We start from the raw sequence: 23,642 nt of genomic DNA, 5'->3' as shown, positions 1-23,642 counted from the left end.
GGTCCTAACCTTTCGGGGTGCCCTGGCCGGTGAGGTGGTCGGTGAACCAGTCCCCGGTGAGCGCGTCGCGTTCGGCCGCGTGGTTGTAGAGGGTGTGCTCGCCGTCGGGCCAGATGCGAACGGTCGCGGTGGCGGGGTCGGCGGCGCGCAGGAAGGGCTCCTGGTCCTCGTAGCGGGCCAGGGGATCCCGGCCGCCGTGCAGCAGGAGCAGTGGGCAGGTGATGCGGTGCTTGGCCGGGTCGAACCGCAGGGCGTCCATGACCTCGGTCACCCGGTCCAGTTCGTCGGTGCCGACCACGGCGGCCATCTGCTCGCGTGCGGTGCGGAATTCGGGGACAGTGGGCGCGGCCGGGGCGCCGTTGACGACCACCGCGCCGACGCGAGGGTCGGCGTCGGCCAGGTGGGCGGCGAACAGGCCGCCGAAGCTGACGCCCTGCACCCCGAGCGCGCCGCCGAGGCGGGGATCGGCCTCGACCAGGTCGACGAAGCGGGCGAAGCCCTCGGTGACGCGCTCATCGACATACAGTCCGTGCCGCAGCCGCGACTCGCCCTGCCCGGGGCCTTCCGCGAGCAGGCAGGCCAGGCCGCGGGCGGTGTAGGCGTCCGCGACCGGCAAGTACGCGGCGCCCCAGCCGCTGAGCCCGCCCCAGACGATGACGGTGGCCTGGGCCTCGCCGGCCGGCGGCAGGCACAGCCAGCCGCCGAGCCGCCCGTCACGATGCGGGATCTCGACACGCTCCACGGCGGGTGCCAGAGCAGCGGTCGCGGCGGTGTGCCGTGCGTACAGATCCCGTTTCTCAACGCTGTCCGTCTGATGCGCCATCTGTGCGAACATCCAGGCCGCGGAGGCATGGCGGTACGCCTGCCGGGCGGTCGTGCGGTGCCCCGCCTCCTCCGCGCTGCGGGCCCGTTCCCACTGCCTCTCCGCGACGGTCGCGGCGGCGTCCTGCCACGGCGTCCCGGCCGCGGTGTCGGCGAGCAGGCGCCGGGCGTCGGCCGGGTCCATGCCGCAGTCGGTGAGCCGGGTGAAGGGCATGGCCCGGTGCTGGGCCGCCACCAGCGGCGACAGAGAAGCCGTCCCGGGGACCGCGGCCGTCATACGACCGCCTCGGCCGTGCCGGACAGTACGTCGTCCAGGTCGTCCACGAGCGCGGCGAGGTCCGCGGTGTCGGTTGCCGCGCCGAACAGCGCGAAGTCGGGGCGTGCCAGGTAGGCGACCGCGCCGAGCCGCTGGAGGTACTCCAGGTGCCGCCCGTCGAGGTCGTCGACGGTGTCGAGGGCGACCACGGTGCAGCCCAGGCGCGTCAGCCTGGCCAGCCGGTCGGGGCCGAGGGCGGGGGTGGGGTCCTCGGCGGCGACCAGGGCGAAGCCGTATCCGGTCAGGTCGTCGAAGCGTCCCGTGCGGCCGTCGGCAAGGCGGATGCGGCCCTGGGGGGTGAGGGTGCCGACGGGTGTGTCCCCGTCCGGCCTGAGCACTCCTTCGGCAAGGGGCGGGAACGGGGGCGGCGGGGGCACCTTGCCCGCGAAGAAGGCCGCGTCCCGGGCCGCCGCTGCCTCGACGTCGTGAGTGTTGGCGACCTTGCCGAGGCCGATCGCCATCTGGGTGAGGGCGGTGACGTGCGGGCGGCGCTCGCGCTCGTAGGTGTCCAGCAGAGCCTCGGGCGCCAGGCCGCCGAGGACGAGGTGGAGTTTCCAGGCGAGGTTGGTGGCGTCGCGCAGACCGCTGCACGCCCCCTGGCCGAGGTAGGGGGGCATGGTGTGCGCGGCGTCGCCTGCCAGGAAGACCCTGCCGGTGCGCCAGCGGGTGGCGATGCGGGCCTCGAAGCCGTAGACGAGCTGACGGGTGATCCGCACATCGTCCGGCCCCAGCTCGTGGTAGTGCCGCAGCAGCCGCCAGGCGGCCTGAGGGGCGGTCATCTCCTCGCGGGACTCGCCCGGCAGCACGGCGAACTCGAAGCGCTGGCGGGTGGTGCCGATGTTGATGGTCATGTGCCCCCGTGCGGGATCGCAGTACTGGGTGCCGTAGGCGAACTCCGGTGGCTGGGGGCGCAGCCACTCGGTGTCGATGTTGACCCAACTCTCGTTGAACCCGAAGTCCTCACGCTCCACGCCGAGCAGTTCCCGTATCCCGCTGCGGCTGCCGTCGGCGGCGATCACATAGCGGGCCCGGACCTCGTCGCGCGCGCCGTCGGCACAGTTGGTCTCGGTGTTCCAGCCGCACAGGCGCAGGGTGACGCCGTCGTCGTCCTGTTCGAGGCCGGTGACCGCCCAGCCCTGGCGGATGTCGACCGTGCCGTAACCGCGCAACCGTTTGTCGATCGCGCTCTCCACGTCCGGCTGGTACATGGCGATGTGGTCCGGATATCCCATCGGGCCGTCGGGGTTCGCCGGGATGCGCACCAGCGTCTCGCCCTTGCCGTTGACCCACAGGTACTCGCACGGGGAAGAGTCGCGCAGCGCCTCGTCGCCGTCGCCGACCGCCTGGACGGTACGTGCGGTCTCGTCGTCGATGTGGGTGAGCCGGGGCAGCCCGTACAGAGCCGGCCAGCGCTCGCAGACCACCACCCGGTGGCCGAGCCGGCCGAGCAGGGACGCCGCGGTGAGTCCGGTCGGACCATAGCCGACGACGGCGATGTCGAAGTGCGGAGCCATCGGACACCTCCAGAGACAGCCCCGCGCCGTTGCGAGGGGTCGTGGTGGGACGGGAGAGAGGTGCGGCTCGACCGTGCGGTACACGCCGCAGCCTAGTGTGAATTCGGATTCACACATCGGTGTGAAGCGAGATTCACACGACGGCAACATGGACGTCAAGACCCCGGTCTATAAACTGCGCAGATGACCGAGTCCCCCACCCGCAGGCCCGCCGCCCTCCGAGAAGGCAGTCGCCGTTCGCAGCAGGACCTCATGCGGGCCGGGTACGCGCTGCTCGAGGAGGGTGGAGTGGACTCGCTGACCGTGGCCGCGGTCGCCGAGCGGGCCGGCATGGCGGTCGGCAGCATCTACCGCCGGTTCGGCGACAAGGAAGGACTCCTGCTGGCCATCCAGCACGCCTTCACCGAGAACCTCCAAGCCGAGATCGAGCAGCGCATGTCCCTGGAGCGGTTGCGCCTCCTGCGCGATCCGGCCGTGGCGATCGCCGAGGCGGTCGGCGCGATCACCGACGCCTTCCAGGCACACGAGGGCCTGCTCCGCGTCTTCCTGCTGCTCGGCACCAGGCACGAAGCGGTACGGGTGGAGGGCTCGCGCGTCAGCGTCGAGGGCAACCGCCACTTCGCCGAGGCCCTGCGTCACGTCCCCGTTGCACACCCGGATCCTGCGGCGGCGCTGGACTTCGCCTACCGCCTGGTCTACGCCACCATCGCGCACCGCGTCACCCAGGGCGAGTTGCTCGAGTCCGACCGCCCACTGCCCTGGAACGAACTGCGCAGTCACCTCCAGACCGCGGTCATCTCCTACCTCCTCGGCCCCGCAGACGGCCGCTGATCTCCTGGCTCGCCGTTGCGCACAAGTGCGGGCGCAGGACTTGACGCGGCACGAGGGGGTGTGAGCCCACGCTCACCACAAGTGTGAGTGTTGACTCACACACAGGTTCACTCCCTTCCCACAGCCTCGTGCCGACTCAGGCTCTCTTCCACGGATGCGGCACCGTCGCGCCTCGAAAGGATCCGCACCCATCTCGTTCAGTCACAGTCCGCAATATGGCCTGCTGAACCACGACCCAGCAATCGCGGGTGAGCCTCGTGGTCAGCCCTGGCGACCGCACCCAGAGGCGGCCTTGGCTTCCGCCATCGTGGTGGTGGGATCGGTGGCCTGCTCGTCCGCGAGGTGCAGCAGGCGGCGACGCCGCAGCACACGCCCGTCGCGGCGTCCGAGGAGCCCGGCTCATCAGTGGTGGAGGACTTGACCGCGCGAACGATGGCTATCCGGCGATGCAGCCGACCCAGTCGCCCCGCTCGGCGCACTGTTTGGGCGTGAGGGTGTCGTCGGCGACGACGTCGGTGACGCCGATACGACCGCCGGGCTTGAGCACGCGGTGGGTCTCGGCGAAGACGGTGGGCTTGTCGACGGACAGGTTGATCACGCAGTTGGAGATGACGACGTCGAACGTGTCCGCGGGCAGCGGGATCGCCTCGATGGTGCCCTTGAGGAACTCGACGTTGGCGGCTCCCGCCTTCTCGGCGTTGGCCAGGGCGAGGGCGAGCATCTCGTCGGCCATGTCGAGCCCGTACGCCTTGCCGGTCAGGCCGGCGCGGCGGGCGGAGAGCAGGACGTCGATGCCGCCGCCGGAGCCGAGGTCGTGGACGCGCTCGCCCTCGCGCAGTTCCGCACGGCGGTCGGGTTGCCGCAGCCGAGGAAGGCGGCGACCGCTTCGCCAGGCAGGGCGTCGCGCTCGTCGGCGGCGTACAAGGTGGAGCCGAAGTTCTCGTCGACCTCGACCGGCTCGGGCCCGCAACGGCTGGTACCGCCCTCGGTGACCTTCACGGCCGCGGCGGCGTAGCGCCGGCGGACGGTTTCGCGCAGGTCGGTGGACTGCTCGCTCATCACGTCGTGATCACCATGGGGTGCGGGGACACGTGCCGTGTCTTCCCCGGCAAGACGTACCTGGACTGGAGTTGGACGACCCCGCAGGGCAGGGTGTCGACGCCGTACGTCCCATCCGCGACGAGATCGAGGACCGCATCCGCGGCCTGCTCGGCGACCTCGGAGTGCAGTCCCGTGTATGTATGACAGCCGCTACCTGATCGTCGGTCCACGTCACCCCCGAATTGGTCTGCACAACAAACAAACCCCAGGCCGCCGACCTGGGGTCTCATCATGGAGCGGGTGACGAGAATCGAACTCGCGCTCTCAGCTTGGGAAGCTGCGGGCATTTGGGGCCGGTTCAGGGCGTTGACCTGGGCGAATGGTCGTGGCGCGGCTCCGTCGGGCTCGGTCGTTTTCACCTTGGTTCCCCGCTGTTCCCCGCTCGATCTGGTGCGGTTGTGGTGCGCTCCGCTCTCTTCGGTTACCCGGCCGTCGACCCTCCCGCGAGCGCCTACGCCCCCCTCGTGGCCTCCTTAGGCGGGTCCTGCAACGGGCGCGGCCTGTCCGAGCCCGTCCGGCATCTGGCTCGTGCATTGGCGCAGGGTTCGCAGATCGCCGCGGCGAGGTTAACGCTTGCATTAACATCACGGACGTGGCTCAATGGGAAGTGGTCCTTGTCGGGGAGGTCGCGGCGTGGTTCGAGGCGCTGGCCGAAGAGGACTGGGACGGCGCTGAACAGGTAGAAGACGCGATCGACATGCTGGCGTCCACCGGCCCGACGCTCGGCCGTCCGCTGGTCGATCGGATCAAGGGTGCTGAGAATCATCACCTGAAGGAGTTGAGACCAGGGTCATCCGGGAACAGCGAGATCCGCATCCTCTTCGCCTTCGATCCGGTGCGCCGGGCAGTATTGCTGGTGGCCGGCGACAAAGCCGGGAACTGGCAGCGCTGGTACGACATCAACATTCCGCTTGCTGAGGAGCGGTACCGGACCCATCTGGCCGATCTTGAAACCAGGGAGTATGAATGAGCACCGTGAGCTGGGAGGAAACCAGGCGCAGGGCGCGCGAGCGGCGTGCGGCCGCTGGGTTGCCGGTGCGGTCGGCTCAGGAGAAGCAAGCGGCGATGGACCGGCTGACCGCCGAGGTGCGTGCTCACAAGCTCGCGGAGGTCAGGCGTGAACAGGCGCTGACGCAGCGCCAAGTGGCCGCGTCGATGGGGGTTTCAGCGCCTCGGGTCTCCGCGATCGAGCATGGCGAGCTGGATCGCGCGGAGGTCGCCACCCTCCGGGCCTACGTGGAAGCGCTGGGCGGTCGACTTCGCGTAGTCGCAGACTTCGGGGATGCGGAGTACACCGTCGCTTGAGACGCTTGCCGCCAGAGGCCGTGGCGTTGAGTCCAGCAGCGGCCAAGGGTATCGACAAGCAGAAGGGCCCAGGTCTTTGACCTGGGCCTTAAATATGGAGCGGGTGACGAGAATCGAACTCGCGCTCTCAGCTTGGGAAGCTGTGGGCATTTTGGGCTGGTTCGGGCGCTGACCTGGGCGAACGGTGGTGAAGCGGCCCCGTCGGGCGCGGCTGCTTTCACCGCTGTTCCCCGCTCGTTCTGGTGCGCTAGTGGTGCGCCGGGCCCATCCCCGTCCCCGTCTGTTCGGTTCGGACCTCCTCGCCGGGGTGGGCGCACTACCGTCGGGCATATGAAGGTCCGTCACAACGTACGTGCGGTTCTGCTCGATGGTGGTCAGCTGGTGTTCCTGCGCCGAGGGTGGCCGGGAGGCACCTCCTACTACACGACCGTCGGTGGGGGCGTCGAAGCTGAGGATGCCGACCTCGAAGCGGCTCTGCGCCGTGAAGTGCTGGAAGAGATCGGTGCCACGATCGGCCCGGCGAACGAATTCCTGACCTTGACCGAGCCCGGCGACAAGGTCACCGTCGTACAGCACTTCTTTCGCGCTGATGTGCTGGACATGGATCTCAACCGCCGCTGCGGGCCTGAGCTTGATGATCCCGATACAGGTGACTTCTCGCCGGTGCGAGTCGCGTTGGACGCGTCAGCCGTGCGAGCGCTTGAACTCCATCCGCCCGAACTTGCCTACTACCTGCAGGAGCACGCTGAAAATTGGGGGGCTTGAGGAGTGGCGCGATGGCCAAACCTTGGGCGATGACTGCTTCGTCCCGAAGCAACTTGGGTGGGGGCGCTGCCTTGGGCTGGTGTGCCTCTCACCTGCGCTGACCGTCCGCTGACGTTCGCGGTCGGCCGTTGTTGTTCGTCGGCGTTGTCACGCAGTTACACACTCACCCTCGCTGCCCTTCCGGTGCGGGAAACACCGGTGCGGGAGTGCTGACGGCTGTCCTACGATCAGTCTGCCTGCGTCGGCCGGCGCGCTGTAGACCCGCAGCACCGGCCCGTTGTGGAGGGGGCCAGCCCGTTCGAGCCGGGCCAGGTGGGCTGACTCCCCCGCGACCGTCATGCGGATGCTGAGCGAGCACGACGAATAGAGCGTCCAGGCCGTCGTGGCTGGAGGCGAGTGAGCGTGCTCCTGCCGGGCCCTGCCCAAAGGCAGCGAGCACACTCTGCCGTCTTACCGCTCGCGAATTGCAGACCCCACATCCCGGCCCACCGCACTGTGGCAGGGTGACCGCCATGGCGAGCACACCCGAGATGCCCGAGACGTCGCTGCAACTCCTTCGCGTCGACTCCCCGGCCCTGGCCGGCCTGTCCAGGGCCCTGCTGTCGTTCGCTGAAGCCCAGCGACAGATGCAGGCCACCCTCAACCTGACCGGCGGTGCCACCGGCCTGTCCCAGCTGATGAGCACAGTGGAGGGGCTCCGTACCCTCAGTCAGGCTCAGCTCACGACCGCTGCAGCCGCAGTGGAAGACGCTTACCGGGCCGTGCCCGAGGACGACGTCCCCGAGGAACTGGTGGCCGAGCTGGAGGGCACCGTCCGTGACTTCACCGCCTCGGAAGCCATCGAGTACCTCCCGGTCGAGGTGAGCCGCCAGCAGTTTGCTCTGTACGTCGGCGCCGTCATCATGACGTCCTTGATGACGGTGACATTTTCCAGCGAGACCGCGGACGGCATCCTCGGCAAGTTCCTGGAGCTAAGCGGATTGGTGGCGCTCGTGATGGTCGCCGCAGGGAAGGCACACGACCGCGTCACCGGCACGACCACCGAAGCGGACTCCGACGGCGTTAGCGACAGCCCCGAGGACAGCTGACCGCTACAGAATCGGGATCGACTGCATACAGAGGGCCCGGTCTCCTCAGCCGGGTGCGCCATCAGCTTGGGGCGCCTGCGTGATCGGGGCCCGTCGGTTGAGGATGGCCCGAACCGTACGCAGGTTTTACGGCCAGCCTCATCCTTATCAGGTCGGTTACAGGGGGTCGGCGACGTTGGCCAACCGGCTGTGGTGCTCGGCTCAGGGTTCGCCGGGGTTCGGCGTTGATCGCTGCCGTCCGGGGCTGTTGGTGTCAGGCGGTGGTGTCAGCCGCCAGGGACGGACCTGACAGAGAGGGTTCGCCACTCACCCACTCGATCTGCGACACGGCCCTCACTTCAGGTGGTTCCGGGGCTCGCTTGAACCTGAGCCGACGAAAGTCAGCCAGGACGGCGGGCGCGCCAACCGACCACGCACGCGTGTGCCTCGCCGCACCCCCACCAGCCTCAGCCCCGCTGCCGACGCCGTCGACTAGAGCGAGCCGCGCCGATGGAAGCGAGGCAGCCAGACCTGAGTTATGACCTTTTCATCCCGAAGTATCCTAGGTGGAGGCGCCGCCTCGGGATGAACTCCTCTGGGGTCTCGTGCAGGGTCTGCAGCGCCCCCACGCTTGAAGTGGAGATCCTTGCCCTGCGATCTTCGACCAGGCAGCCCATGGTCCGTGAGCCCGCCTACCGGCGTTGCGGGATGGGGTGCTGCTGGACGGGGACAGTCACCAGGTCGAACCAGTCGAGGCCGAAGCTGCTTACCAGAAGGTGATCATCTGTCTAATCGCAGACCTCATCCACATAATCGAGCGCCCCGGAGACAAGGCTCCAGCCGTCACTTCACTCCTACTGGCAGGCGCAGGCCGCTGTCCGCACCACGCTCACGTCTCCGCCTCACTCGGCGCGGCTGACATCCCCGCCCTCAAACGACATGGGGCTGAGGCGCGTTCGGTGAGTCCCGGTCGCCGTTCAGGTCAAGCCAACGTCCTGAGCAACGCGGCAGCGTCAGCGTTCCTTTTCCGGCATGATTGGCGCCGACCGGTAAGAATGCTCCAGACCGTCGGTGAACTGGACATAGGGTGTGCGGAGGGCTCGTGGGGGCGGAGTTTACGGCGGAGAGCCGAGGAGGCGAGGAAAACCTCTCTTACATCGGGCCCTACCAGGTGATCAAGCGACTTGGGGCGGGCGGAATGGGCGAGGTTTATCAAGCCCGCTCCCGCGACGGGGATCTGGTGGCAGTCAAACGGATCAGCACAAAACACCTCCAGGGCGAGAACGAAGAGCAATTCCGTTCACGTTTCCGTAGAGAGGTTCAGGCTGCACGTGAATTTAGCGGCTCCGGTACACCTGTCGTGGTCGATGCAGAACCACACGCGGAATCTCCATGGTTTGCGACCGTATTCGTGGAAGGGTGCGATTTATTCAGTCACGTCAAACAGTTCGGAGTTCTGAAAGAAAGGGAACTTCGGACCATGGTCAGGAAATTGGCCAAAACATTGAAAATGATCCACAAGGCAAATTTCGTTCATCGGGATATTAAGCCACAAAATATCCTTCTCACAGCCAATGGCCCTCTGGTTCTTGACTTCGGGATCGCTAAGCCGTTAGCGCCCGGATTCACGGTAATCACAGAAGAAGGCTTTAATCCCGGCACCAGGGATTACATGTCCCCTGAGCAATTAATGGGGAAAAAAGTGTCGTCGGCGAGTGACATCTACTCGCTCGGTTTGCTGCTTACGTTTGCAGCGACAGGTAAGAATCTCTCCAGGGAGGAAACTGTCGCATCTCAGGTCGAACTCAGCGGGATCCCTGACACCTTGCGGCCTCTAGTGAAAGCCTGCCTTAACGAGCGGCCGGGTTTGCGACCAAGTGCGGATGAGCTGCTCAAGATGTGCGCCGATCCTGGCACTTGGTCATGGGAGCGGAAAGTCCAGCCACCCATGAAAAAAGCCCACCAGATCCTCATCTTCATCTTGGCATACGGAACGGTTGCGCTTCTCGGCGCTACAACAGTGGTGCGGCAGAATATTCTTTTTTCCATGACGGTTGTAACATTTGCCCCTCCCCCTCTGCTTTTCCTTATGGTGCGAGTGCACGCAATGCTCCGGATTATTGTGCGCGCCAAAGTCGATGGGTGGGGGGTGGAGTTGCGATATGGAAGGAAGCGCGTGGAGTATCCATGGGAGGATTTGATGCAGGTGAAACTAGTCAGCCCCGCGCGTGCGAACGTCCCCAATTTTAGCCAGTCGTCGCTGGTGGCCGTTGTGCATCCAAATCGTTCTGGAGTCAATCCCAAGGCCTTCCATATCGATCCCAGTAATCATGTTGGCCTGAACATGAATCCGACTGCCCGGGAAATTGAAGACCTTCAAGGCGTACTGCTCCGGCGAGATCAGATTTTGCAGGATACGCTCGCGGATTCTAATTAAATCCGTAAGTGCAACGTTGGGGCCATGATCTTCAAGTAGGCCTTCTCTGACATCAATCAGGCGGCAAATCGCCTGGAGCGCGGCCCGGCCGCCGGCCGGGCTGGAGCGGGGCGGAGACAGACATCCGATGCGGTTGATCAGTCAAGCGGTGTCGGGGAACGCGGTCTGTTCGCTGTAGGGGATGTGGTGGGTGAGGCAGTGGTGCAGGCAGCCGAGTAGGCGGTTGAAGAGGTTGCGTTGAGCTGCGACGTGGCGTTCTTCGGCCGCTCGGCGGCGGTCGTAGTGGGCTCGTGCTCCGGGGGACGATGTGAGGGCGGCGAAGGCCCACTTGTAGCCGGCTGAGGTTCCCCCGAGATGCGGGGAAAGGTGACAGCAGGTCAGATGGGTCTCATGAGAGGAGCCCGAGGCGCTGGTTCTTGATGTGCCTGGCCAGGACGGTGGTCTTGCGTCCGGAGGATCTGGTGATGGGGGCGGATCCGGCGTAGGCATTGAGGGCGCGGGCGGTGGCGAAGCGGGTGTGGTCGTTGCCGAGTTCGGACAGGGCGCGGGCGCCGGTGAGGTGGCCCAGGCCGGGGAAGCTGGTGATGATCTCGGCGTCCTCGTGGGCGGTGAAGGCGTCGACGACCGCGGCTTCCAGCTCGTCGGCACTGGCGCATTCAGCGTTGATCTGCCGCAGCAGTGCGAGGGTCTTGGTCCCCATCGCCTGCTCGACCAGGGGCGGTTGGTGCATCTGGGGTTCGCGGAGTAAGCCGTGGAGGCGTTCGACCTCGCCGGTGATCTCGCGCTGGCGGCCGGCCTTCTTGAGGATGGCCCGCAGTTGCGGGCGGGCGAGCTGGGCGGCCTGCGTGGGTGTGGGAGCTGCGGCCAGCAGGGCGCGGCAGACGGGCGAGGCGAGACCCTCGCGGAAGTGACGGAAGACGGTGAGGAAGGCGGGGAAATACTCGCGCAGGTGGGAGCGGAGCCGGTTGCCGGTCTGGACGCGGTCCCAGACGGCGTCCTGCTGGGCTCGGGCCAGAACGGTGATGGCCTGGGCGAGGTGGCTGTCGGCGGGCAGGGGGCGGTGTTCGGCGGGGTCGGTGCGCAGGATGTGGGCCAGGACTTTGGCGTCGAGGTGGTCGGACTTCTTGCGGCTGAGTGCGTAGCGGTCGCGGTAGCGGGCGGCGGTGAGCGGGTTGATGACGTAGATCGGTCGGCCGGTGGCGCGCAGACAGGCGACCAGGAGTCCGTGGGAGGTCTCGATGGCGACGGGGATCGGGGTGTCGGGGTTGTCGCCGTGGCGGGCCAGGAGGTCGAGGAGCTGGGTCAGGCCCTGGGGGCTGTCGTCGATGCGGAGCTTGGCGAGGAGGGTTCCGGTCTCGTCGAGCAGGGCGATGTCGTGGTGGTCGGTGGCCCAGTCGATACCGCAGAACACGCTGGTCATAGGGGGCGTCCTCTGGTCGGGGTGGTGTGTGCTGGTCCTCGCCGGGCAGGGGTTGCGCGTCTTCCTAATGGCAGGGCTCAACGGCCCGTCATCCGATCTATCGTTCGCAATCCCAGCGGTCGTCAGGGGTCTCGGTCAGCTGCGGAACTGGGAGTTCGCCGAGCTTTGAGAGGTGTTCCCTGGCGGCGGCTTGGACCACGAGCCAACGATGCCGCTGTTGTGTCCTTCGGTGGAGGTGGCGGGGGCGGTCCGCGCGGGACGAAGGCAGGAGCGCGGGCCGCCCCCACCTCCACACGATGAAAAACGAACGAGCCGGCATGCGGGGCCGACTCTGTCTCGGGAGGTCAGGCCTCAGGAGCGGCTACGGATCACCGCAGGCCGGCTCGCTCAAGACGTTCGCCAGCAGGATCAAGACCAACGTCTTACGACGCCATTAGGAGCGAGGGTGAGTCGTCGCTGATCCAGGTCACCATCCCCGAGAGCGGAGTGACGGACGGCCTGACCGTCGGTGCCCCGGTCTCGCTCCCGGGGCTCGTCGCCCGGCCCTGGCAGAGCGTGTTCAACGGGCGCGAGCGGCACGGCATCGCCTACCGGGCGACGGCCGTCATGCCCGGTGTCTTCCAGATGGCTCAGGCGGGCTGATCGACGTGACCGACCTGGTGACGTTGGCCGAGCTGGGCGGACCGCTCGCCGTGATAGGCGGCGCGGCCTACGCCCGGCACGCCCACCCGGCGGCGTACTGGTCCACGGTTGGGCTGCCGCTCTCGGTGGCCCGGCTGCTGGCCTCGTACTCCTCGACCATGGACGCGTGCGGGCTCACCGTCGAGCCGTCCCGGTGGCGGGCCCTGGCCGTCCGGGCCACTACTCGGCGGGAGGTTCGGCCGGTTCCCCCGCGTCGCGGAGTGATCCGGCCCAACTCGACCGGTTTCCGGGTACGGCTGCGGCACGCTCCCGGGCAGGAACTGGCGGACGTCGCCGCCTCGGCTGAACGGCTTCGGCACGCCTGGGGCGTTCACGCTGTGTACGTGAGGGACGTGAAGCCCGGTGTCGTCGAACTCCGGCTCGTCGGCTACGACGTCTTACGCAAGGTGCGCATGCCGCGTCGTGTCGACAGCGGGCTTCTGCGGGTGCCGGTGGCTCTGCGGGAGGACGCGACCGCGTTCGTCCGTGACTACCGGGCCGTACCCCATGGACTCGTCCTCGGTGCCACGCTGTCCGGCAAGTCCATGTACCTGCGGCATCTCGTATCCGGCCTGGCGACTCAGCCTGTCGCCCTTGTCGGAATCGGCTGCAAGCGGGGCGTCGAACTGGCGCCCTTCGCCTCTCGGCTCTCCGCGCCGGCGACCGATCCGGATGAAGCGGCCGAGCTGCTGCCTGTCCTGGTCAAGGAAATGGAGGATCGCTACGACCTGATCAAAGCTCGGCAGGGCATCGCATCCGGCACCACGGACGAGGAGATCACCTCGGATGTGTGGGGCCTCCCGAAGGACGAACGCTCTGCCCCCATCGTGCTGTTCGTCGACGAGGTGGCGGAACTCTTCCTCGTCGCCACCCGCAAGGACGAGGAACGGCGGGACGAGATGGTCACGCACCTCATCCGCCTTGCCCAGCTTGGCCGCGCGGCCGGAATCTACCTGGAGGTGTGCGGGCAGCGCTTCGGCGCCGAACTCGGCAAGGGCGCCACCATGCTCCGGGCCCAGCTGACCGGCCGCGTCTGCCACCGGGTCAACGACGAAGCCTCCGCCAAGATGGCCCTCGGCGACATCGCCCCGGAAGCGGTCATGGCAGCCTGCGCCATCGCTTCCGAGCTGCCTGGGCTGGCCGTCGTCGGTGACACCTCCGGCGGCTGGTCCCGCATCCGCACCCCGTACCTGTCCCTCGCCGATGCTGCGGCCACCTGCCGGGAATCAGCGCGTCTCTCGCCGGACGTTCCCGCGCTCGCGCCCTTCCAGCCGTACGTCCTGCCCGTGCCCGTCGAGACATCCGGGCCGGCGACGGCGCCCCGCCCGGTCACCGAGTAACCGCATCCGAACCAACGGTCGGCGCGACCGTCCCGCGCCAAGTCCCTACCCCGCCATGCCCGGAACAGGAAGGAGTTGCGCCGTGAGTGCCTTGCCCGTCCGCCTCGACGCCGTACTCGTCCACGCCCTGATCGCAGCCGCGCTCTCCTTCGCCCACCTTCACGACCTGGCCGCCGCTGCCGGACAGGACGGCTGGAAGGCGTGGGCCTACCCGGTCTCCGTCGACCTGCTGTTGGTGGCGGCCTGGCGGCGGCTGCGCTCCGGCGGGTCGAAAGCGGCGGGGTGGTGCTGGTTTCTCGTTGCGCTGATTGCGTCGCTCGGCGCCAACATCGCCACGGCCGGCCTGCTCGACCTGGACGCCGTACCGGCCTGGCTGCGCATCCTCGTCGCCGGATGGCCCGCGGTCGCCTTCCTCGGCGGCACGCTCCTCTCCCACGGCTCTACGGAAGAGCCGGAAGCGGTGCCGACCCCGACGACGGAACTGGTCGCCGTAGAAGCTGCGCCGGAAACTGATCAGCCGCAACCCGTGCCGTATCAAGGGCGCGGGCAAGGAGTCGGCCGCGGAACGTCGTATCGCCACCGTCGCCCAGGTCGACGCCCTCGCCGAAGCGATCGGCATCCGCTGGCGCCTCATGGTCTATCTCGGCGCGTACGGGCCGATGCGCCCCGAGGAGCTGGCCAGCCTCCGCCGCCGGGACGTCGACCCCGACAACATGGTGATCCGCGTCCGCTTCGCCGAACCGGAGCGGACCAACGGCAAACGCGCTCCCGGCGAGACCAAGTCGGGCGCCGGTGTTCGGGCCGTCGTCCGGACACACGCTCTCGACCCGTTCGGGCGCCACCCTCAAGGACACGATGGTCCGCGCCGGCCAGTCCTCCGAGAGAGCCGCGCTGATCTATCAGCACTCCGACGAAGAGCGGCAACGCGAGGTCGCCTCCGGGCTGGATGACCTTGTCCGCGCCGAACGGGAGAAGCACCAGAAGGGCAACACCACGCACCACAACGAGGAGCCCACGGGCACGTAATCGCGCCCTATGGTGCGGATGTGGTGCGCGCACCGACAGCTGGTCTAGACAACAAACAACCCCCGGGTCAATGACCTGGGGGTTTGTCGTGGAGCGGGTGACGAGAATCGAACTCGCGCTCTCAGCTTGGGAAGCTGATGTTCTACCATTAAACTACACCCGCGTAAGACGCCGGCCGAGCCGGTGTCCGATTGCCTCGTCACTGTACAACATCCCGGGCCCCCGGCGCTGAAGCCGAGGGGTCCGTGTGTGTTTTCGGGGGTGGGACTCGGCTGCGAGGGGCGGGAGTTGGGGCGTACGGTGGGGGTGCCGAAGAGGGGGCGGGCGGGGTCGGAGTGCCGCCTGGAGGCTCGTCCCGTTCGTCCCGTAATGTGGCTTTCGTCGTCCGGCGAGCAGCAGTCGGACGCGGTTCTTTGGGGAAGGGACTTCAGGACTTGATGGAGCGCACCGTCGTCCGTTGTGCCGATGGGCACGTGTTCAGCACCGCTTCGTTCCCGATGCAGCAGGCCGAGCGGCTCGGCCCCGGGCGGCTCGTCCGGTGTCCCCGGTGTGCGCGGCTCCGCAGTGCCGTGCCCGTGACGCTTGATCGAGAGGCGGTAGGGGCCGTACAGCGGTAGCCGCGCCGGCGGGCGGACGCGCGGAGTCGTCCTGGTGACTGGGGCTCCGCGCGTCTTGCGTATCCTCAGGACGTGCTTCTCTCAGACAAGGACATCCGGGCCGAGATCGACGCCGGGCGGGTGCGGATCGATCCGTATGACGAATCCATGGTGCAGCCGTCGAGCATCGACGTGCGGCTGGACCGCCTCTTCCGGGTGTTCGAGAATCACCGGTACCCCCATATCGATCCATCCGTCGAGCAGGCGGATCTGACCCGGCTGGTCGAGCCGGAGGGGGACGAACCGTTCATCCTCCACCCCGGTGAGTTCGTGCTCGCGTCGACGTACGAGGTCATCACCCTGCCCGACGACCTCGCGTCCCGGCTGGAGGGCAAGAGCTCCCTCGGACGGCTCGGGCTGGTCACGCACTCCACCGCCGGTTTCATCGACCCCGGCTTCTCCGGGCATGTCACCCTCGAGCTGTCCAACCTCGCCACGCTCCCCATCAAGCTCTGGCCCGGTATGAAGATCGGCCAGCTCTGCATGTTCCGGCTCAGCTCGCCGGCGGACCACCCGTACGGCAGCGAGCGGTACGGCTCCCGGTACCAGGGGCAGCGCGGGCCCACCGCCTCGCGTTCCTTCCTGAACTTCCACCGCACCCAGGTCTGAGCGGAAGAAAAGGTGGGCGAGAGGTGAGCGATCCCCTGGCACGGGAGAATCTCAGCTACGAGCAGTTCGGCATCGCCGTCCGTGAGCTCGCGCAGGCCGTCGCCGACGACGGGTACGTGCCCGACGTCGTCCTCAGCATCGCCCGCGGCGGTGTCTTCGTCGCCGGAGGGCTCGCCTACGCCCTCGACTGCAAGAACCTCCACCTGGTGAACGTCGAGTACTTTGGGCTTGTTGCTTAGCGCATAGCCTCTGACCTTGGCAAACATGCAGATCAAACGGCACTTCACGTCGGTTTGATCTTGTCGTCCGTTGGTGTTGATTGCTGCTGATCATGGTCCATGTGCTGAGTAGGTGCTGACCCCCAGATGCCCCCTCGTCGTGACTTGAGGGCTCTGGGTACGGTCGTGCTTGTGTCCGGTGTACGTAGGGGTTGGTCACCCCTGAGCGTGCGCCGGTTGATCGCGCACGACTAGGGGAGCTGGTACGGGCATGGCGGCTGACGCTGCTCGGACGCAAGAGGGGTTCACGTCGGCGAGGGCTACGCGGGTGATGGTTACCGCGTGCCGGGCTGCGGGGCTCGATGACAGAGGCGCAGAGCTGCTCCGACTCGGGGAAAACGCGCTGTTCCGGCTTTCCTCCGCTCCAGTCATCGTGCGGGTGGCGCGAGGGGAAGAGTGGCTGCGTACGGCCCGCACAGAGGTCGCCGTGGCGCGCTGGCTGGCCACGGAGGGGTTCCCGGCTGCTCGCATCATCGAGGACCTGGAGCAGCCGCTTTTGATCGATGGCCACCCCGTGACGTTCTGGCATCTGATCATGGAGGGCGACCGCAAGGCGACGTATGGGGAGCTGGGCGGGATCCTGCGGGATCTTCACTCGCTGACTGTCCCTGATGGGCTCGTACTCCCATCCTTCGCGCCGTTCGACAAGCAACAGCTGCGGCTCGACCGGGCCGTGATTCCGGACGGCGACAGGACTTTCCTGCGGAAGCGGTGGCGTGAGCTTCAGGACCGGTACGCCGAGTTGCGGTTCGAGACGCCCAAGGGGCCGGTTCACGGGGATGCCCACGTGCAGAACCTCATGGTTGACGATCACGGGCGGGTGATCCTGATCGACTTCGAAGCCTTCTGCTACGACCATCCGGAATGGGACCTGATGGTCACGGCGGTGGAGCATCACAGCCTTGGCTGGCAGACCGATGAACAGTACGCCGAGTTTGTGGCTGCCTATGGACGCGACCTGTACGACTGGCAGGGGTACGAGACGCTGCGGGGTATCCAAGAGTTCGGTATGACGACGTGGCTCATGCAGAACGTTCAGGAGAACGAAGAGACTGCGGCCGAGTACCGCCGACGCATTGCTGGACTGCGCGACGATGACGCTCCGCGCAATTGGTGTCCTTGGTGATGCGGTGGGGGGTTACAGCGCTCCGTCAGGATCAGAGTCATCCTCATTCAATCCTCCAGACGCGGCGTCCATGAACTCGGAGTATTTTCTTACTGCTTCCATCCCTGCTACCTCGACCAGGAAGGGGTAATTCGGTTCGGAATTTGCATCAGGGTCGCCGCGCAGCGCCTTTTCCCATTCCCGCATTTCGTCGTACCATTGAATGCAGGCCGAGGAAAGGTTCAGTGCTGCGCGGGAAACTTTTCCGGGACCCTCTAGCTGTACGTTGATAACGGCGAGTTCGAACTCGTCGGTTTGTTGCGGGTATGATGGCAAATGGGTACTTAATCCTTGGGCGTTTCCCTCCTGAGCTTGTTCGTGGCAGCTCTCCATGGCTCGCTGAAACTTGCGGAACCGCTGAGATAGGGCGGAGTAAGCCTCCCTCCGTGGGCCATGGCGATTCTGTAGGTAATCGATGATTCGAGCGGCTCGTTGGGAATCTGCCGCTTCGCGGGCGGCGGTCTCGGTGGTGATGCTTTGCCGCCAGGACGCATATGCGACACCCGCGAAAGCGGTAGCGGATGTGACGATGCCGGCAAGGAATGAAAATAAGTTCATGATTTAATGCTAAAAATCCGCACGGTGTCTTGTCTATGCGGTGGCATTGATTGGTCGAACCCTTCTGATGGTGTCGTTATATTGCTTGAGATTGCCTATTTCGCTTCGCCGCTCTGGGTGTTTTCTTGCGGTTCATTACTCGTCCTCGTCCAAACGTGCGAACGCGTCGCGTACCCTCTCGTTGAAGGCGACCATGGTGGGGCTCCCGGAGTGTGCGGCGGCCTCACGCTGGAAATCGGTGACATAGCGCTGGAAGCGGGTGGACTGGAGGGAATCGCCAGCCTCGATCGCCAGGCTCGCGGTGGTGAGGGCGGCTTCCAACTCGCCGTTGAGTAGCTGGCTCTGTGCTAGCACCATGCGGCAGAAACCGAGGGTGCGGGCGTACTTCGGATCGGTGCTGTCCACGGCTCGCTGGGCCTGTTCGACGGCTTCGCGTCGCATCTTGAGGTCGCGGAAGCAGTGGCAGAGTTCGCCCATGAGTTCGGCTTCGTCGAAGTAGCTGAGCCATGCCGGGTCCTCGGCGGTGTCGGCGCGCTCGAAGTGTCGTGCGGCCTCGTTCATCGCTCGGGTGGCTGCGATGCGATCGCCTGCGTTGGACAGGGCGCGTGCCTCCATGGCCGAGTAGTTCGCCATGGCGCGTGGGGTGGCGCGTCCTTTGGCGCCCTCGACGGCTGCGCGGGCAAGCTGGATGGCCTGGGCGTGGTTGCCCAGGTAGTTCGCCTGGTGGCTGAGGTTGCCGAGAATGCGGGCCCCGAACATGCGGTCGTCGATGACCTGGGACAGGCGCAGCGTGGACGTGAGGTAGCGGTGGGCAAGTCGGTGGTTGCCGGTGTCGTACGCGGTCCACGCGAGTAACTGGGAGACCTCGGCTGCGGCGCCGAACAGGGCCGTTCCCACCTTCGCGCTGTAGCTCACGCTCAGCAGGGGCAGGACCTCGTAGCGGAAGTAGTGGCGTAACGCCCGATGGCCGTGGCCTCCGCCGTACTTGAAGTCGAGTTGCATGAAGGTGGCGGCGGCGTCCCTGATCGCGCGCACGTCGCGCATGCCGACGCGCTGTTGCGCCGGCCGGTCGGCCTCGATGCCGTCGGGACGGGCGATCATCCATGACAGGACTGCCGAGCTGAGGTCTGCGTCAGCGACGATCAGCCGGCCTGTCGTAGGCGCGTCGGCGCGCTCCTGGGCGAGTCCGTCAAGAACATCAAGGGCTTCCGGGAGCGTGCTGGGGTAGCCGGTCGGCTCCGGAGCGCTTGCCCTGGTGTGGCCGAAAAAGCCGAGATCGCCGGGGGAGACTCGTCGTCCTAGCTTGGCCGAGAGAACGTCTGCCATGATCGCTGCCGTCTCGGGCTTGATACCTGAGCCGTCGCGCCATCGCTGCACTGCGATATGTGTGGTCCCGAGACTGGTGCCGCGCTGTGCGGCGGCGTCCTGCATGCGCTTGGCCAGTCCCTTGTTCGAGACCTGAGCTTCGGCCATGACTGCGATCAGTTGCGCGTTCTGCTCCCGGCTCATGCTCCCCTGCCAACCCGAGAATGACGGCGAGTGTTCATCCTGTCACGGGAGTTTCGCCCAAGGGGGTTCATTGGTGAACCCCCTTCGCCTTTGCCGGTGTTCATGTGAACCCCCTGGTGAACGCTCCCGGTCACGCCCGTCTGCCCGTCTACTGGCTTGCGTGATGCAAGCGGTGCCATGAGGGGCCGTACGGGGCCCGGAGAGGGACGTGATGGAGGCAAGAAGAGCTGAACGCCTTGCGCGTGAGGTCGACGCGTTCGACCACTGGTTCGCCGCGCCGGATCCGTCGGACGGCGGGCACTTCCTGACGGCCTCGCTGTTCGCCGAGTCACCGAACACGGCGCGGGTCGCCCGTGACATGACGGCTGTGTTCCTGACGGATGCGGGCGCGGGTGAGTTCGTGGATGACGCCCGGCTGGTCGTGTCCGAACTGGTCGGCAACGTGGTCAACCACGTGGTGCCGGAACGCGGTCTCGCTCGTCCTGGTGGTGCCCGGCGTATCGACCTGACGTTCAAGGTCTGGCCCAAGTGGGTGTTCATCGGCGTCGCGGATGAGGACTCCTCGCCCCCGCTCCTGCCGCTGGGAGACGCTTTCTCGCCCGGTCTGGCGGGTGAGCTGTCGGAAGCAGTTCTGCCGGACAACGGCCGTGGACTGTTCATCGTTCAGCGGCTGGCCTCGTCGGTCTGGTGGCGTCCTGGCGATCAGGGCGGCAAGACCATCTGGTGCCGCTTCGACCGTGACGGCGGCGCCATCGAGCGAAAACCCTGCTGATCTCCGGGCCGTCACCCCCGCCACTCCCACGCGATCGGGAGCGGACGACGGCTCGGTCCCCGGCTGGAGGTGACCACTCCGGCCAAGAGGTGTGGCCCCTCGCCGGGGCTCTCCCAATCCCCCTGAGTGAGGGGCCGCGCTTCACAACCCAATACCGAGACCGGGCCACCCCGTATGCCCTGGAAAGCGAAGGGTGGCCCGGCTGGGAACACGGCGGTTCCCGGTGCCTGATGGTACCGGGGCCGTCGTGCTGCATTTCTGCCCCGGTCAAAGGAAGTTGACGATCCGTTACCTAGATCGGGGTCTGAAGTGAGTAAGGCAATCGGTACTGGTGATCACGGGCCGGACGACGGGCCCGACGTGACAGGGGCGGATCACGGCCTTTGGGTGCGTGGCGTGGACTACATGGCGGGCTGGCGTGTGGCGCGGGCGGCTGCTGATCAGGTGAACCTTGCGCTTCTCGCGGCGGAGTTCGATCCGTCGCAGCTACGCGCGGTGGCTTCGACGGACGACGTGGGGCGCGGTGTGGTCCGTCTGGTGGGCGCCCCCGGTGCGGCCGTGCGGCTCGCGGGGCTCCTGGCGGGGCTCGTCGACGATGACGGCGGGACGCTGTGAGGGGTGTGTCCGCCGGTGGGCGGTGCACGTGGGCACGTCGTCGGTCGGAGAGATTTTGGGCGGTAGCTGCCATGGGGCGAGTGAACAGGGGGCCTTACGCTGCTCAGGCGAATCGGGCAGGTGGTGCACCTGCCCGCGGTTGTGCCCGATGGGCCCCCTGTTCTTCGAGGCTCGCCCCATGGGAGCTGCCTAAAATCTCTCCGGCCGGCGACCCCCGGCCCCGTGCGCTCCGGCCCTCGGTGACCGTTCGTCGCCTCGACTCCTCGGGCCTGCTGCGGTGTGGGGCGTCCGGCGCTCGGCCGGGACCGGCGGTCACGCCGCACGCCCGGCCGGGGCGGTCGGGCGACCCGGCGCGCCGCAGGCGCGCCCTTGAGGAAGTGAAGGCTGTTTCGACCGATCCGGCTTGCCGGTCAGGCTCGGGTGCGTCGCGCGGGCTGCTTGTCGGCGGTGATCCGGTAGGTGAGTTCGGCGCGGTCTGCTCCGATGCGGAGTTCTTCGAGGATCAGGGGCCGGTCGTCGGTGTCGTGGGTGACGCGGGACAGGTGCAGGATCGGGGTCGCGTCGGGGAGCTGGAGCGTGGTGCGCTCGTCGGGCAGGGGCATGCGGGCGCGTACGGACTCCGACCACGTGAGCTTGTGGCCGTCCTCGGTGAGCAGCCGGTAGAACGCGGCCGGGCGCTTGCACGGCTCCTCGGTAAGCAGCTGGACTTCATCGGCCACGACGAACGGGATCAGGGTTCGGTGCATCGCGCGCGTGCCCGTGCTCGGGTCGAACAGCAGCCGGTCACAGCCGAACAGGGCTTCCTCCTTGCCAAGTTCAAGGAGTCGGCCGGTCGCCTCGCTGGTATGCGTGCGGTACGTGCTCGGCTCCTCGGTCTCCTGCCACACGTCACCGTTGGGCATGACGAACCTCCCGTCGGCGGTGCGGCTGATCCTGCGCTCGATCGTCAACGACGGCTGTCCGTCGGAGCGCACAAAGCTCCCCTTGCCGTGCCGGACATCGATCAGGCCTTCCGCGCGCAGGGCCGCGATGGCGTTGCGGACGGTCGGGCGGGACACGGCGTAGCGGGCCATGAGCTGGGCCTCGGACGGCAACAGGGAGTCGGGTGCGAACTCGCCCGACAGGATCGCTTCGCGGATGGCGGCGGCCACCTGCTGGTAGAGGGCTCCGGGGCGCTGGATCTCCGACATCTGGGCATCTCCGACGGGTCGGGGTCATAGGCACGTCGCACGTGCGGCGTCACTCGTCAGCATAAGTAGTTGCGCACTCGCCGTACAGCACTCCACACTCTTCACTCGTAAGGACAAGTGACGTCAGAAGGAGTCTGGCGTCGTGACTGGCCAGGGAGGCCGAAGAAATGCAGTCCATTCCCGTGGACACGGCGCGGCTGGGCGTACTGCGGTGCGCCATCGCGCCTGAAGTGAAGATCAGCAACTCCGAGACACAGGAGGTGAAGAAGGACCGGGACGGCAACCCCGTCTACACCGTGGCCGTGACCGTGCGGCAGGACCGGCGGCGGATCTCCGTCATCGAGATCGCCGTCAGCGGTCAGCCGACCGGGATCGAGGAAGGACAGATCGTCAAGGTCACCGGGCTGGTGGCGTTCATGTGGTCGATGGGCGACCGCCACGGCGTCAGCTTCCGGGCCGACGCGATCACGCCCGTGCACGGTGCACCGGCGGCGGCGCGCAAGGGTGGTGAGGCGTGATGGAGCCGTACGTCATCGCCCTCGCCCTGGCTGTGCTCGCCTGGATGCTCGTGGCCGGTGACCTGGTGCGCCGGCACCGCCCGCTCTGGCACTGGTACCTCGTCGGCTACCCGGTCACCGCGTGGCGCGTGGTGTCGACCTGGCGGCGGGTCGCGGTCCTCAACGACCTGGCGGTGTCGCGGCTTCCGGCGCGCACGCTCGTCGGTCACCTGCTGGTGAAGGGGGACCCGGTGCGGCCGGTGGCCCCGCGCTGTTCCTTTCCGCACGTCACCCCGATGGGATTGTCGGTGCTGGTGCGGCTGCACGCGGGTCAGACCCCGGCGACCTATCTGAAGGCGGCGGACGCGTTCGTGCACGCGTGGAAGGTCCACGCGGTGCGGGTCACCTCGCCGGAACGCGGCCTCGTGCTGCTGACCGCCATGGCAAGTGATCCGCTGGAGCGGCCGGGCTTAGCCACGGCTCCGGCCGAACTGCTCTCCGCGCTGATCGGTGCGTTGGAGACGGGAGGGGCGTGGGTGATGAACCTGCGTCTGGTGCCGCACTGGCTGATCGTCGGGGCCACCCGCTCGGGCAAGTCGACCCTGTTGGCCCGGCTTATCACCCAACTCGCCACACAGCGCGTTGCCCTGGTCGGCATCGACTGCAAGGGCGGCATGGAGCTTGGCCTGTTCACCGCACGGCTGACCGCGCTGGCCACGTGCAGGCGTGAGGCGGTGGCGGTGCTCTCCGCGCTGGTGGTCGACATGCAGGATCGGATGAGTGCGTGCCGGTCGGCCGGGGTCCGTTCCATCTGGGAGCTCCCGGACAAGCTCCGGCCCGTGCCGGTCGTGGTCCTGGTCGACGAGATCGCGGAGCTGTACCTGTCCGACGGCACCCGAGAGAGCAAGGCGGAAGCCGACCAGTGCTCCACGCTCCTGCTGCGGCTGGCCCAGCTCGGCGCCGCCCTCGGCATCCACCTGGTCGTGGCCGGCCAACGCGTCGGGTCCGACCTCGGCCCTGGCGTGACGGCGCTGCGTGCTTAGCTCGGGGGCCGCATCTGCCACCGGGTCAACGACCCCGGCACGGCAGAAATGACCCTCGGCGACCTCAACAAGGACGCCGTGGCCGTCGCCCAAGCGATCACACCGGAAGAGCGCGGGGTGGCCGT

Annotated in this window: 18 protein-coding genes, 1 tRNA gene and 8 pseudogenes; 19 read left to right on the top strand and 8 right to left on the bottom strand. The window is 67.2% G+C overall.

All coding sequences use genetic code 11. The features are described 5' to 3' along the window. Positions 1-4 precede the first annotated feature (4 nt). Positions 5-1,099 carry an alpha/beta hydrolase family protein gene (locus tag AQJ58_RS37810; protein WP_067258860.1) on the bottom strand — a complete coding sequence of 365 codons (1,095 nt, stop codon included), beginning with the start codon at positions 1,097-1,099 and terminating at the stop codon, positions 5-7. Then, positions 1,096-2,652 carry a bifunctional 3-(3-hydroxy-phenyl)propionate/3-hydroxycinnamic acid hydroxylase MhpA gene (locus AQJ58_RS37805; protein ID WP_067258858.1) on the bottom strand — a complete coding sequence of 519 codons (1,557 nt, stop codon included), beginning with the start codon at positions 2,650-2,652 and terminating at the stop codon, positions 1,096-1,098. The genes AQJ58_RS37810 and AQJ58_RS37805 overlap by 4 nt, the downstream gene beginning before the upstream one ends. 183 nt (positions 2,653-2,835) lie before the next feature. On the opposite strand from AQJ58_RS37805, the gene AQJ58_RS37800 reads away from it, so the two are divergent. Beyond that, entirely contained in the window at positions 2,836-3,483 is a 648-nt protein-coding gene (locus AQJ58_RS37800; RefSeq protein WP_067258856.1) for a TetR/AcrR family transcriptional regulator, read from the top strand. A gap of 439 nt (positions 3,484-3,922) precedes the next feature. On the opposite strand, the pseudogene AQJ58_RS37795 reads toward AQJ58_RS37800, so the two are convergent. Beyond that, positions 3,923-4,542, bottom strand: a pseudogene (locus AQJ58_RS37795) (methyltransferase domain-containing protein); the annotation flags it as partial. Here AQJ58_RS37795 and AQJ58_RS45160 point away from each other — a divergent pair. From AQJ58_RS45160 to AQJ58_RS42065, 6 genes and pseudogenes are all read left to right on the top strand, one after another. Further along, positions 4,537-4,742, top strand: a pseudogene (locus AQJ58_RS45160) (hypothetical protein); the annotation flags it as partial. The pseudogenes AQJ58_RS37795 and AQJ58_RS45160 sit on opposite strands and share 6 nt — an antisense overlap. Before the next feature lie 425 nt (positions 4,743-5,167). Then, positions 5,168-5,554 (top strand): type II toxin-antitoxin system RelE/ParE family toxin, encoded by a 387-nt coding sequence (locus tag AQJ58_RS37785; RefSeq protein WP_234360440.1) that lies wholly within the window; start codon positions 5,168-5,170, stop codon positions 5,552-5,554. Next, positions 5,551-5,889, top strand: a complete 339-nt coding sequence (locus AQJ58_RS37780; protein WP_067258850.1) for an XRE family transcriptional regulator — start codon at positions 5,551-5,553, stop codon at positions 5,887-5,889. The genes AQJ58_RS37785 and AQJ58_RS37780 overlap by 4 nt, the downstream gene beginning before the upstream one ends. A 330-nt stretch (positions 5,890-6,219) precedes the next feature. Continuing rightward, the gene (locus tag AQJ58_RS37775; protein WP_067258848.1) at positions 6,220-6,654 is read left to right on the top strand and encodes an NUDIX domain-containing protein; all 435 of its coding nucleotides are present in this window, start codon (positions 6,220-6,222) and stop codon (positions 6,652-6,654) included. Between the two features lie 512 nt (positions 6,655-7,166). Next, positions 7,167-7,742 carry a hypothetical protein gene (locus tag AQJ58_RS37770; RefSeq protein ID WP_067258846.1) on the top strand — a complete coding sequence of 192 codons (576 nt, stop codon included), beginning with the start codon at positions 7,167-7,169 and terminating at the stop codon, positions 7,740-7,742. A 1,081-nt stretch (positions 7,743-8,823) separates the two neighbouring features. Further along, complete coding sequence (locus AQJ58_RS42065) at positions 8,824-10,158, top strand: serine/threonine-protein kinase (protein ID WP_079079472.1); 1,335 nt, start codon at positions 8,824-8,826, stop codon at positions 10,156-10,158. A 141-nt stretch (positions 10,159-10,299) separates the two neighbouring features. Here AQJ58_RS42065 and AQJ58_RS37765 read toward each other — a convergent pair. Beyond that, positions 10,300-11,578 (bottom strand): annotated as a pseudogene (locus AQJ58_RS37765) (IS110 family transposase). Positions 11,579-12,019: 441 nt separating this feature from the next. On the opposite strand from AQJ58_RS37765, the pseudogene AQJ58_RS37760 reads away from it, so the two are divergent. The 4 genes and pseudogenes from AQJ58_RS37760 to AQJ58_RS42055 all read left to right on the top strand — a co-directional run. Beyond that, positions 12,020-12,220, top strand: a pseudogene (locus AQJ58_RS37760) (hypothetical protein); the annotation flags it as partial. A 5-nt stretch (positions 12,221-12,225) separates the two neighbouring features. Further along, positions 12,226-13,599 (top strand): FtsK/SpoIIIE domain-containing protein, encoded by a 1,374-nt coding sequence (locus AQJ58_RS37755; RefSeq protein ID WP_067258844.1) that lies wholly within the window; start codon positions 12,226-12,228, stop codon positions 13,597-13,599. A gap of 55 nt (positions 13,600-13,654) precedes the next feature. After that, positions 13,655-14,131 (top strand): annotated as a pseudogene (locus tag AQJ58_RS42060) (DUF2637 domain-containing protein); the annotation flags it as partial. Further along, positions 14,106-14,625, top strand: a pseudogene (locus AQJ58_RS42055) (site-specific integrase); the annotation flags it as partial. The pseudogenes AQJ58_RS42060 and AQJ58_RS42055, both read left to right, overlap by 26 nt. Positions 14,626-14,714: 89 nt before the next feature. On the opposite strand, the gene AQJ58_RS37745 reads toward AQJ58_RS42055, so the two are convergent. Then, positions 14,715-14,788, bottom strand: a tRNA-Gly gene (locus tag AQJ58_RS37745). Positions 14,789-15,062: 274 nt separating this feature from the next. Between AQJ58_RS37745 and AQJ58_RS45155 the strand changes: the two genes are divergently transcribed. The 4 genes and pseudogenes from AQJ58_RS45155 to AQJ58_RS37730 all read left to right on the top strand — a co-directional run bounded on the left by AQJ58_RS45155 (position 15,063) and on the right by AQJ58_RS37730 (position 17,294). Continuing rightward, positions 15,063-15,242 (top strand): hypothetical protein, encoded by a 180-nt coding sequence (locus AQJ58_RS45155; RefSeq protein ID WP_079079471.1) that lies wholly within the window; start codon positions 15,063-15,065, stop codon positions 15,240-15,242. 72 nt (positions 15,243-15,314) lie between these two features. Then, the gene (dcd, locus tag AQJ58_RS37740; RefSeq protein WP_067258840.1) at positions 15,315-15,890 is read left to right on the top strand and encodes a dCTP deaminase; all 576 of its coding nucleotides are present in this window, start codon (positions 15,315-15,317) and stop codon (positions 15,888-15,890) included. A gap of 23 nt (positions 15,891-15,913) precedes the next feature. Then, positions 15,914-16,114, top strand: a pseudogene (locus tag AQJ58_RS37735) (phosphoribosyltransferase); the annotation flags it as partial. 265 nt (positions 16,115-16,379) lie between these two features. After that, positions 16,380-17,294 (top strand): phosphotransferase enzyme family protein, encoded by a 915-nt coding sequence (locus AQJ58_RS37730; RefSeq protein ID WP_067258838.1) that lies wholly within the window; start codon positions 16,380-16,382, stop codon positions 17,292-17,294. A 12-nt stretch (positions 17,295-17,306) separates the two neighbouring features. On the opposite strand, the gene AQJ58_RS43625 is transcribed toward AQJ58_RS37730, so the two are convergent. Both AQJ58_RS43625 and AQJ58_RS37725 read right to left on the bottom strand, forming a co-directional pair. Beyond that, entirely contained in the window at positions 17,307-17,891 is a 585-nt protein-coding gene (locus AQJ58_RS43625) for a hypothetical protein (protein ID WP_159056386.1), read from the bottom strand. A gap of 135 nt (positions 17,892-18,026) precedes the next feature. Continuing rightward, the gene (locus AQJ58_RS37725; RefSeq protein WP_067258836.1) at positions 18,027-19,400 is read right to left on the bottom strand and encodes an NsdA family TPR-like regulatory protein; all 1,374 of its coding nucleotides are present in this window, start codon (positions 19,398-19,400) and stop codon (positions 18,027-18,029) included. Positions 19,401-19,611: 211 nt separating this feature from the next. Between AQJ58_RS37725 and AQJ58_RS37720 the strand changes: the two genes are divergently transcribed. Beyond that, the gene (locus tag AQJ58_RS37720) at positions 19,612-20,172 is read left to right on the top strand and encodes an ATP-binding protein (RefSeq protein ID WP_067258834.1); all 561 of its coding nucleotides are present in this window, start codon (positions 19,612-19,614) and stop codon (positions 20,170-20,172) included. A gap of 396 nt (positions 20,173-20,568) precedes the next feature. After that, a complete protein-coding gene (locus AQJ58_RS37715; protein ID WP_324613858.1) occupies positions 20,569-20,787 on the top strand; it encodes a hypothetical protein in 219 nt (72 codons plus the stop codon). Between the two features lie 410 nt (positions 20,788-21,197). On the opposite strand, the gene AQJ58_RS37710 is transcribed toward AQJ58_RS37715, so the two are convergent. After that, positions 21,198-21,977, bottom strand: coding sequence for a GntR family transcriptional regulator (locus AQJ58_RS37710; protein ID WP_067258830.1), 780 nt, complete (start codon positions 21,975-21,977; stop codon positions 21,198-21,200). Positions 21,978-22,144: 167 nt separating this feature from the next. Here AQJ58_RS37710 and AQJ58_RS37705 point away from each other — a divergent pair, with 167 nt between their 5' ends. Together AQJ58_RS37705 and AQJ58_RS37700 are read left to right on the top strand one after the other, a co-directional pair. Next, on the top strand, positions 22,145-22,495 hold the full coding sequence (locus tag AQJ58_RS37705) for an SCO3933 family regulatory protein (RefSeq protein ID WP_067258828.1): 351 nt from the start codon (positions 22,145-22,147) through the stop codon (positions 22,493-22,495). Then, positions 22,495-23,642: pseudogene (locus tag AQJ58_RS37700) on the top strand (FtsK/SpoIIIE domain-containing protein); the annotation flags it as partial. The gene AQJ58_RS37705 and the pseudogene AQJ58_RS37700, both read left to right, overlap by 1 nt.

The sequence above is a fragment of the Streptomyces sp. DSM 15324 genome (assembly GCF_001514285.1).
Lineage (GTDB): Bacteria > Actinomycetota > Actinomycetes > Streptomycetales > Streptomycetaceae > Streptomyces.
This window is presented reverse-complemented; position numbering and strand designations above follow the sequence as displayed.